This is a genomic window from Corynebacterium sp. HMSC058E07, from assembly GCF_001809885.1.
Taxonomy (GTDB): Bacteria; Actinomycetota; Actinomycetes; order Mycobacteriales; family Mycobacteriaceae; genus Corynebacterium; species Corynebacterium macclintockiae.
Genome location: NZ_KV799238.1, coordinates 1 through 10,268, shown reverse-complemented (window position 1 = coordinate 10,268; position 10,268 = coordinate 1). Strand labels below are relative to the sequence as shown.

Sequence of the window (10,268 nt, the reverse complement as noted above, 5' to 3'; positions counted from 1 at the left end):
CGTAGCGGTAGTGATACGCAGCACCATTCCGGTCACGCCAACCAGAAATACGGCCTTGCTCATCATAGAAGTAGCTCAGCACACCAGCATGGGAATTCACCACGCGAATGAGCTGACCTGCAGCGTCGTATTCATAAGAGATCAGCCGCTGAGGTGCTTCGTCAGGGTGGGTCTGCTGGTTATCAACCCAGATGGAAGCCACACGATTCGTAGCGTGATCCCAAACCAAAGACAAGTGAGTTCCATCGGTGCGCGTGATATCCCGCATCTGGCCAGTGGCCTGATCCCAGGAGTACGTAATGGCTGCGCCCGTGTGATGAACCAACGCCGTCACACCAACGGTGAAGCCCAGACCAAGATCAGCGGCGAAGGAACCGGTGCGCAATCCCGCGCCAGCCGAGTGTCCACCAGCTGCAGGGGAGCGGTCCTCCACACCCGATGTAGTGACGTAGCTCCCGTCACCAGAAACAGAAAATACGTAGGTGATTCCCTCCGCGACGTTGCGCACACGGTAGGCACCATCTGCAAAGGAAAGCAGCCACGCGCGGCCGTCCGCGCGAACCTCGGATCCGTCCATTGGGGCTGGCGGGAACGTCAACAGTGCACCATCGGGGGAGACCATGAGGACTTCGTCATCGAGGATCTCAATATGCACATCCATGCGCGAGACCCACTTGGAACCCAAAGCTCGTCCCAACTCGTGCGCAGAATTAGCGTTTCGGTCGATGATCAGCGGCAAGATGCCAGGGATGTTGATGTCTTGAGTGAAATCGACCATGTCGCCTGTCGCCATGTCGATTGGATCGCCTGCACACTTTTTGTTAAAGCCTCGAGATAGCTGATTAACAGGCCCCTTACCAGCCTTCGATGCAGCTGCTTTAACAGCGGACGCTGCCTTGCCCATGCCGTGGGTTGCCTTGGCAACGGTGTTGCCAAGCTTTCCTGCTTTCGCAAGTTTGGCTATACCGGCAAACGGCAACGATGTCGCTACGTCGAAAAGTACTTCACCCCACGACGCATTGCCCGTGGCAGCAAGCAAAGCCTTCAGCCCAATGCCAGCAATCAACAGACCAGCGCCGATTGCCTGAAGACCAGGAACAAGGAGCAAAACGGAACCGACAATCTGCATGATGTCAGAAATAGCGGCGAGAACGTCAGCATGATCAGACACCCAATCCTTGGTCTTCTGCCATGCGCGCTCTAGCCAGTTCGGATTGTCATCAAAGTCCGCTTTAGCCTGGGCTGCGATAATACCTACGGCGGAATCAACCTCTTCGCCCAAAGTGGTCTTAATGGCATCAGAGGTTGAAATGTGACCCAGCCAAGCAGTTTTGACTTCCTCAAAGTGGAGGCGTGCTGCTTTCAGAGCAGCCTGAGCCGTCTTCGAATCAGCCTCTGCAGAAGCGGCTGCGGCGGCAGTCGCGGCACCCACACCTGGAATCATTGATGTGCTTACGGCTGTGGCGGTCGCAGCCGTCGCTGCTAATCGCGCGCGGGCGGCGTTGACCTCAGCCGTGTTCAAGGCGGTAACAGCGGCCTGATAGTTAGAGTGGGTAGCCCGAGCTGGCACTTCAAGAGCTCCCATGTCTCTTTGCGCAGTTTGCAGCGCAAACTTATAAAGACGAATGGCGCGGCCAACGCCTGAGTGAGACTCGCCAGTGATATCCAGATGACTAGGGAAATCAGCGTTCAGAAGTTCTTTGTATCGGTCACCCTCGGAGCCCTCGAACCCGCCGTCGTTGATAGACCGCATTGCTGAGGCTGCGGTCGTTGCTTGATTGCCGAAAGTAGTATAGCGACGCGCAGTTTCCCCAACGGCTCCAACGTTTCCACCAATGTGGAAGTTCTTACCTTTGTAGACGAAGAACGGGGCGAGCAATAGTTCTGGCATGGCGGGCTAAGATCCTCTGGTCTTTGGTCAGATGAAGAAACGAAGGGGAAATCGAAGGAGAGGGGAAGGAGAGGGCTAGAGAACCTAGCCCTCTTAGGAACCAGCGATAGCTTGGGAAGCGCGGCCACGAGTCTCAGCGACGGACTGGGTGTTTTCATCCAGCGCGCCACGAATCTGGCCCAGAATTTCCTTCAGGTTATGTGCAGCGGAAGACCACTTACCGTGAACCTGGGAATATTCCTCCTGCTCGGAGCCTTCCCAGCTGGAAGCCAGCTTGCGGATATCAGAATCCATCTCCGACAGGGTGGACTCGATCTGGTTCATTACGCCATTGAGATCGCCAGAAGTGGACTCAGCATCGGAATTGTTGTACGCATACACAGCCATTTGGGACGTTATCCTTTCAACGATTAAAGATGTGGTGACGGTGGTTGGTTAGAGAATGTTGCCCTGCTGGAAATTCATGCCGGCGAACTTTTGCTGTAGCGCGCTGGTCTGCTCTTCCTCACCAGACTGGTAGGACTTGCCAGCTTCATCGACGCGACCAGTCAGCTCCTCCAGAGCCTGTTTAACCTGATCCATGTTGTCCGACCATGCCTGAGTCATATTGTCCCAAGCTCCAACAGAGGAGCCCTTCCAGGATCCCTTCAACGGCTCCAAAGCATCCAAGAACTTAGAAGACTGGTCCATCAGGTGCTGGTGGTTGGTCTGCAGAGAAGAGACGTGACCAGAAACGGCACTGTGTTCAACGGAAAGGTGTTCGCTACCCATGATTACTCCTTGTGCGAGTCCGACAACACGGGCTCGTTAATAGTGGTGAAAACTTGTAAAGGTTGGCGCGCAGTTAGATCGGTGCTGGAAGAACAAGCGCGAGAGAAGATTTCCGACCTTCACCCGCATGCACCCCGCGCGTGACATTAGCTAACTGAGCTAACTGGTTTCATCGAGCACTTTGGCAATTCCTTGGCGAAGCTGTGTATTGCCATCTTTCATGTTTTGTAAGGCATCTTGGACGTCCTTGAGGACGTCCTTCAGATTGGTGGCGCCATCTTTCCACTTGGTGATGATCTCGTAGTACGCATCGGCCTCAGTAGCCTCCCAACCTCCACGAAGATCTTCAATTGAGTTGTCGATATCGTCCAAGGTATTTGCGATATCGTTCATCACCGTGTTGATATCGCCCTTTGTGGAATCTGCCGCCGAATCGCGGAACGCATAATACGTAGCGCCAGACATGTGCTATTCCTTTCCCTTGAGCTTGGCGGCAAACTGGTTAAAACCTTTTGCGGATTCGTCATCATATTGCTGAGTGACGTCGGCGATCTTGCCCGACACATCGCCTAGCTTCCCGACGTTTTCCAGAAGGCGGTTGCGTGGGCCATCCCATTCGCCGAAATATTCGGCCACCGCTTGCTGGATCTTGTGGCCGTGGATGGAATCCACACCGGACAGAAGGTCGGCGCCCTTCTTATCGCCTTCCAGATCGGCCTTCATACCGGCGAGATTGTTTGCAATATCACGCAGAGATTGCAGAGGTACTTGAATGTAATCAGACATGCCTTACTCCTGTTCCTGCAAAGCTTCCTGGCTGCCAGCGAAGAAGTTCGAATCGAGTAGATCCAAACCTTCAAACGTCTCACCCAACGTCTCTGGATGGGCCTGAACGCTGTTGGCCACACGCTTCACGATATTGCCCAGCAACTCATCAGTCTCCTCATCTGGAGCAGATCCAGAAATGACCAACGTCCATGTGGTGGAGGGAATGGGAAGAAACGCCTGGTGGTGGAATGTCGTGCGCCGCTGAGATATTGGACCGGACTGAGTGGTGTTGGATGAGTACAGATAGGCCGTTCCCTTGGGGGATGTGCACTGCTGTGTGGTCGCGTCCTTGGTAGAAAATGCCTGCTCCACGGTGCGCAGGCTAGCAAACTCAGGGGAGCTGTCGTACCAGCGCAACAACAGTGTGGCCGACGTTGCCTGTCCATCTTCCGATAGGCCGGGGAGGATGAGAGTTAGAAGAATGCTTCCATCGCGGGCGGCTTTAACCAGCTGCTCGAGCTGCTGAAGCACCAGCTTTTGTTCGGCTCGCTTTAAGCGGTGGCCAGGAATGTAATTCTCCGCGATCTGGGACAAACGGTGTGGTGACGCTTCTGGGTGAGTGTCAATGCGAACCCAGTTGGTGGGTAGGGAGGCTTGCCATAGGAACCGTGGACGTGGGGCATCCGGGTGGAACCGCACAGGCGAGGTGACCGAATTGGCCATAAAGCCTTTCTCCTTATTAACTCACTCAATTGCACCGTCAATCTTGAATACCTCTTCGAGGATGCCAGTTGAGCCTCGAGATCGCATTGCAATTTTCAATTAAAGGGAAAGACAGGACCTTAAATTAGAGAATCCTGAGCGATGGGAAATCTGCAGGTATGGCGGCACGGTTTGGGTATGGATAGATAAGGGTTTGGGTTGGCTGGGGCGCGAACCCTTATATAAAAATGAGGCGTGTGTAAGGTGCGGTTTGCCTTAGGCTTACCTATAGTGCCCTCTAATTGGGGGAGCGGAAACCAAGCTGAACCAACTCCACACGGCCCGGGCCACGTACCCACTGTGCGCGGCCAACAGGTAGCTGCTGCAGGTACACCTTCGGCCACACAGCGCCCTCTTGCTTTTCTCCGCTGAGTAGCAAACCATTAGCACCGTTGTCCCGGATGCCTTGCGCGAACGTGTCATACGTGGCTCTCGACACACCAGCCGCGCGGCGTGCAATCCACACGTGAAGACCAATATCTGCGCCATGGGACAGGAAGGGAACCAGTGGTCGGAGCGGGTTATTGGTTCCCTCGAACTGCTCAAAATCATCTACCACAATGTAGATTTCGGGGCCTTGCCACCACGACCGATTGCGCAATTGCTCCTGCGTTACATCCGCAGGGGGCAAACGCCTCTCCAGCTCCTTGGCGATACCTTTCGCCAACAGCTCCGCCGCGGACTTTGTGCCAGCGTACTCACCCAGGAACTCCTCAGGACACTCGCCAAGCAAGGTACGGCGGGCGTCGAAAATACCAAACATCACCTGGCCCGGCTGCTTGCCACGAATTGCCTCCGACATCAAAGCGCGAAGCGCCGTTGTCTTTCCTGACGCATGCTCACCCACGATGAACACATGGCGCTGAGCACCATCCAAATCGAAGCGCACGGGCTGCAACGTTGATTCCGCCAATGCCACCACAGCAGGCTGACCGCCGCTGGCCTCAATCAGATCCTGCAGCATGACCTTCTCCGGCAACATGCGTACCGCAGGCGCATTCTTAAATGGGCTTGCTTGAGCAATCGCGGAAATCAACGCCTGCGTGGACTGCTCCCGAACCACATCCGGCTGGTCCAGCACAGGGCTTGCCACATGGGAAAACAGCTTGTCTGCCGACAAAATGCGACCCGTCGGCTGACCTGCCAACTGCTCTTGCGGCTTCTTCCCGATCGAGGAATCCAGAGGATCATTCAGGCGATGTTCCAGCTTTGTGCCAATTACAGCCTGCAGCTGCAGTCGGAAATCTGCCCAGCGACCCGTTGCAAACACCACGTGTACGCCATAACCCAGGCCGCGGGCAGCCAAGTTCTGAGCCTGCTCAGCCAGATCCTCAAAGTCATGACGAAGAGTGGCCCAGCCATCGATAATGAGGAAGACATCGGCGCTGGGCAGCTCCGGAAGGCGGCCCGCCGCATGTGCACGGCGCATATCTTCCACACTGGACAAGCGATGCTCGGCAAAGATGCGCTCACGGTCCGCGAGGAACTGCAGCATCTCAGAAAACATGCGGCGCAGCTTATCCTCATCAAAACGAGTAGCCACATCACCAACATGGGGAAGCTCCGCAAACGCGGTGAAGGCCGAACCGTTCAAGTCCGCGATGTACATGGACACTTCCGCAGGAGTGTGCGTCAGAGCCGTGGCCAGAACCAGAGACTTCACCGTTGTCGTCTTGCCAGATTGCGGAGCACCCATGATTGCGACGTTGCCCTGCGAACCCGCCAAATCGACAACAAGCGGGCCCTGCCACTGCTCTAAAGGCTTATCCTTCAGCCCCAGTGGAATCTGCAGTTGACCGGTGCGCTGAGCACGCATGCCACGGTCAGATGTGAGCTCTACCTGGCCCAACGCCGAGCCAAGATCGATCCTGTCAGGAACCGGAGGAAGCCAAATCTGACGGGTAGGTTCCGCAGCGGGGATCAAGCGGGACACAACCAGCTCCAACGTCGTAGTTGGCTCTACCGCCGGTTGGATGTTCGCCGACTTCTTGGCATTCGTAGCCAGCGAAAGTTGGTGTGCCTCAACACGCTGCTGCAGCCAGCTTTCCGTCGTATTCTCTAGCTCCAGAGGCATCGGAACCGGTGGAAGCTCGCGCTCTTCCTGGGATGCGGAGGACGTGTACGGTCCCGACACATAAGCGGCCTTAAAGCGGTCAAAGATATCCGGATCCACCTTCAAATAGCCCGAACCGGGAATTGGGGGAAGCTCGTGGGCTGCCGTGGAACCAATGGCCGTGCGGGATTCGGATGCGGAAAACGTACGCAGGCCAATGCGGTAGGACAGGTAAGATTCCAGGCCGCGCAGGCGGCCTTCCTCCAAACGCTGAGAAGCCAAGAGAAGGTGCACGCCAATGGAACGGCCGATGCGCCCGATCTGCACAAACAATTCGATAAATTCCGGCTTGGCTGCCAGAAGCTCACCAAACTCATCAATCACCACAAACAGGACAGGCAGAGGATCCATGGAGGTCGAGCCATCCTGGTCGATCTGCTTTTGACGAATGGCGTTGTATTCTGCAACATTGGCCAAGTTGCCAGCCTTTTGCAGAACATGCTGGCGGCGCTGAATCTCGCCCAAAATCGAATCATGCAGGCGATCCACCAAGCCCGCTTCGTCCGCCAAGTTATCCACCACCGCGGCCGTGTGGGGGAGTGGCTCCAAGCCGGCAAACGTCGCGCCACCCTTAAAGTCCACCAGAACCAGCGACAATTGATCAGGATGATGGTTGATCACCTGAGCCAAGACGATGGTGCGAAGCACCTCAGACTTACCAGAACCGGTCGCACCCACACATAGGCCGTGTGGCCCCATTCCGGACTTCGCGGATTCCTTGATATCTAGGTAGATCGGTTGCGCTTCGGCGTCAATTCCAAAAGGCACCTTCAGGAACTCGTCCGCGCCACCAGGACTCCATTGGTGGGCAATGTCGTAGGTAGCAAAGTCGTCGATGCCCAGCATCGCATCCAGGCTAATGGTCTGTTCAAGCGGAGCGTCCGGCGTGGCATCCTCCACCAAGCGCAGAGGTGAAAGCGAACGCGCCACGGACTCCGCTAAGGCAGGGGAGACCTGATCCAACCGGCCACGAAAGCCTCCGTACAGCATGCGCTCTACAAAGCCATCCTCGCCAGGTTTGGGTTCGCGCACCTCGCCACGGTCGATCAGCTGAACCTGGAATTCGCGGGAATCCTCAATGCTCACACGGACGTCTACGTGGCTCGGCTCGTCCTGTTGACGCAGAGACGTGGCTAGCACAGCAATACGGGCCTTTTCCAGGCTCAACACCTGAGACAATTGGCCCTCCAACCAGCGCCCATGCTCGGAATCCATGTCCAGCACCACCACAATGAAAGGCTCCTCCAGAGACTTCATTTGGTACCGGGCGCGCTCCTTCAACTCGTCATTGCGGCGCTCCACCTCCTGGAGCAACGATTGGGCGGAAGTTTCATCGTGGCTCACCTGGCGCTTGCCCAGAGGGCCATCAAACTCGTCCTCACTCAAGACGTGAGGAAGCCACAGCGCCCAATCTGCCGTATCCGCATGATCAGCCAACGGCAATGCAAAGTGGAAACGCACATCGTCAGGAGCATGGAATACCGCAGCTTGGGTGACAATCGTGCGCAGAGCCTCCGTGGTCAGCTGTGGAGAGCCCACCAAACTGACCACACCACGGGCTGGAATGGCGATGGGAGTATTTTCCACGGTTTGAGTGCGCTTCAGCATGCGTTCTGCGTGCGCCTGGGAGATCGGCTCCGGAATGGCCAACGGGTCCGTGGCCTCTTTCACCTTGATGCCGCACGCCAGCTGGCACGTTCCTGATCCGATGCGGGTGACCAAAACATCTTCGTCACTGCGGCGCCGCTCCCACAGACGGAAGGGATTTCGAATGGCATCCTGCAGCGCGCCTGGCTCGGGGCTGCGCATTGCTGCGACCTTTTGTTGCTCAGTTGCCTTGTCTTTTGCCTTCGCCTCCATTTCCTTCAGGTGCTCCAAGAAACGAACGCGGGCTGTTTCGGCCTCTTTGCGCTTGCCCGTGCGCGAACGCGCGAACATCACCAGCGCGCTGACAATCACCATCACGAACATCACCGAGCCGATGGCCATGCGGATAGGGTTGCCGGACGATATCATCATGAGCACCATGCCCATGCCACCAATAACTGGAAGCAGGAACGTCACCGCATTCGCCGCCGCGCCATTGGAACGGATCGTTGGAATCTGGGCCAACTCCAACGGCCCTTGTGGCACTATCGCTCGATTCGCGCGAGCCGGACGGTGAATAATCTTGGTGGACATTACTTCAGCAAAAACTCTCTACGCACGTATCGGGGGGATCAACAGGACAATCGGCCGCTAGGCGCATTACTAGGGCACCCAGCCACGTGCCACACGACAATCCATGTAATCATTACTACTATGTCTGCGATGTTTGTGAGATTAAGTGTGTTTTGGCAAGACCATCAACTGGATGTCAGCCTCCCAGCACACAGGCCCGTCATCGACTACCTCGATGACGTGGTGGAACTGTTCCGTGGACGAGTAGCAGATTCCGAATTTACCGCAGACGTGGAAGCTACCGCGCACCTGTGGGTGCTGTCCTCCCCAGAAACGGGGATTATCAACGCTGAGCGCACTCTCGAAGACTATGAGGTGCTGGACGGGCACAAGCTCTACCTGTCGCAGCGAGCTGAAGCCGCCCACGCACCATTTGTCGATGACATCATGGCCGAAATGCGCAGCACCATTGGAGCCTCCCAGTTTGCGTGGTCTGGAACCACTCGCACAGATGGGCTGCTGGCAACCATGTTGGCCACTATTACGTTGGTTGGCCTCGTCGCGCTCAAGGGTGTGTGGGGTAGCAGTCTCGCAGGGCTTGGTTTTGGGCATGGCTCGTCCGCCGGCGGACACGTTGTGGAGGCGTGGAATTCAGGTCGAATCACGAGCGTCGTGACCGCTACCATTCTGACCCTCGTGGCAATCGGGATTGCCCTGTGGAAGCCCCGTCCGTGGGCACAGAAGTTGGCGTGGTCCCTGCCTATCTTTGGATTCATAGTCTCTGCAGCCATGTTGCGGCCTGTGGACAGTGCACCAGGGCTAGCGTGGACAATCAGTATCACTGCGCTCTGTGCGGCCATCGCAGCTTGGATCGCGCTGCGGAGGCAGGCGACAGCTACAGCGGTTGCAGCCGGGATCGTCGCCGTTGCTGCGGCGGCCTTCGGGCTGGCAACCTTCCTTGGTGCAAGTCCGTTTGCGCTGGCCGCGTGGACAGCATGGCTGCCCATCGCGATGCTACTGACCACGTCGACGCTTGCTATCAGTAGCACCGGGCTTGCCGCGATGCTTCGTCGCAGTGACGCAGGTGAATCCATTAGTCGCGAATCCATCCGCGCTGCCGCCCTGCGCACTGAAGCAATTAGTCGCGGTATTAGCTGGGCCGCAACAATCATGGGTGCCCTTATTGTTCTTGTTCTCAACACAAGCAGCTACTGGCAACAGGGGCTCATCGCAGCCTTGTTGGCGGTCATCTTGATCCTGCGTACGAATGGCTTTTCGGATGCTCGGATCATTAGCCCTCTGCTCATCGTCGGAATCATTGGCCTCGCCACGAGCACCGGAAGCTTCGTGCATTGGTTCTTGGGCGACGGATCGCAGACTGGCAAGGGCTCCGCTGATCAGTTTGGTGTGAATGCGTGGATGTTCAACGGTGCTACTGATAGTTGGCAACCATGGGCTGCAGCCGCCCTGGTCACCGTCATCTCACTGATTGTTTTAGCCTTGATCGCTAATCGTCAGCCGGACGAATTGGCCGAGGCGCGCATGGCCAAAGTCATCACATTCATTGACGTGGTGGCGTCCCTTGCATTCATCCCAATTGTCCTCATCGGGCAAGGTGTTCTGACTTACTACTGGGCGGTCAGTTAGGCGTCGTTCTACTAGGATCCTGGCGATAGATAAAAGAAAGCCCGTGGCGCGATATACGCACCACGAGCTATCTCACCGGCAGTTGCTCAGCCGGTTCTGCCCACCCAACCGACGTCGGCTAGACGTGTGATGTCTAGCGACATTTTGGACACGGAG

Annotated in this window: 8 protein-coding genes; 1 reads left to right on the top strand and 7 read right to left on the bottom strand. The window is 56.5% G+C overall.

Annotated elements, in window-relative coordinates:
- From HMPREF2678_RS00905 to eccCa, 7 genes are all read right to left on the bottom strand, one after another.
- The coding region (locus HMPREF2678_RS00905) for a DUF6531 domain-containing protein (RefSeq protein WP_246817850.1) at nucleotides 1-1,891 on the bottom strand (1,891 nt) is incomplete at its 3' end.
- 93 nt (nucleotides 1,892-1,984) lie between these two features.
- The gene (locus HMPREF2678_RS00900) at nucleotides 1,985-2,278 is read right to left on the bottom strand and encodes a WXG100 family type VII secretion target (RefSeq protein ID WP_034966005.1); all 294 of its coding nucleotides are present in this window, start codon (nucleotides 2,276-2,278) and stop codon (nucleotides 1,985-1,987) included.
- A 48-nt stretch (nucleotides 2,279-2,326) separates the two neighbouring features.
- Entirely contained in the window at nucleotides 2,327-2,662 is a 336-nt protein-coding gene (locus tag HMPREF2678_RS00895; protein WP_222866593.1) for a WXG100 family type VII secretion target, read from the bottom strand.
- A 159-nt stretch (nucleotides 2,663-2,821) separates the two neighbouring features.
- Nucleotides 2,822-3,127 carry a WXG100 family type VII secretion target gene (locus HMPREF2678_RS00890; protein ID WP_034966008.1) on the bottom strand — a complete coding sequence of 102 codons (306 nt, stop codon included), beginning with the start codon at nucleotides 3,125-3,127 and terminating at the stop codon, nucleotides 2,822-2,824.
- Between the two features lie 3 nt (nucleotides 3,128-3,130).
- A complete protein-coding gene (locus HMPREF2678_RS00885; protein ID WP_034966010.1) occupies nucleotides 3,131-3,448 on the bottom strand; it encodes a hypothetical protein in 318 nt (105 codons plus the stop codon).
- A 3-nt stretch (nucleotides 3,449-3,451) separates the two neighbouring features.
- The gene (locus tag HMPREF2678_RS00880) at nucleotides 3,452-4,153 is read right to left on the bottom strand and encodes a hypothetical protein (RefSeq protein ID WP_141746992.1); all 702 of its coding nucleotides are present in this window, start codon (nucleotides 4,151-4,153) and stop codon (nucleotides 3,452-3,454) included.
- Between the two features lie 277 nt (nucleotides 4,154-4,430).
- Nucleotides 4,431-8,486 (bottom strand): type VII secretion protein EccCa, encoded by a 4,056-nt coding sequence (eccCa, locus tag HMPREF2678_RS00875; protein WP_070550534.1) that lies wholly within the window; start codon nucleotides 8,484-8,486, stop codon nucleotides 4,431-4,433.
- A gap of 120 nt (nucleotides 8,487-8,606) precedes the next feature.
- Here eccCa and HMPREF2678_RS00870 point away from each other — a divergent pair, with 120 nt between their 5' ends.
- A complete protein-coding gene (locus HMPREF2678_RS00870) occupies nucleotides 8,607-10,112 on the top strand; it encodes an EsaB/YukD family protein (protein WP_083303382.1) in 1,506 nt (501 codons plus the stop codon).
- The last annotated feature ends 156 nt before the right edge of the window (nucleotides 10,113-10,268 follow it).

Bases quoted from the DNA above. Each gene is read 5' to 3' on its own strand.
- HMPREF2678_RS00900 (WP_034966005.1), bottom strand. From the start codon at position 2,278: ATGGCTGTGTATGCGTACAACAATTCCGATGCTGAGTCCACTTCTGGC.
- HMPREF2678_RS00895 (WP_222866593.1), bottom strand. From the start codon at position 2,662: ATGGGTAGCGAACACCTTTCCGTTGAACACAGTGCCGTTTCTGGTCAC.
- HMPREF2678_RS00890 (WP_034966008.1), bottom strand. From the start codon at position 3,127: ATGTCTGGCGCTACGTATTATGCGTTCCGCGATTCGGCGGCAGATTCC.
- HMPREF2678_RS00885 (WP_034966010.1), bottom strand. From the start codon at position 3,448: ATGTCTGATTACATTCAAGTACCTCTGCAATCTCTGCGTGATATTGCA.
- HMPREF2678_RS00880 (WP_141746992.1), bottom strand. From the start codon at position 4,153: ATGGCCAATTCGGTCACCTCGCCTGTGCGGTTCCACCCGGATGCCCCA.
- eccCa (WP_070550534.1), bottom strand. From the start codon at position 8,486: ATGTCCACCAAGATTATTCACCGTCCGGCTCGCGCGAATCGAGCGATA.
- HMPREF2678_RS00870 (WP_083303382.1), top strand. From the start codon at position 8,607: ATGTCTGCGATGTTTGTGAGATTAAGTGTGTTTTGGCAAGACCATCAA.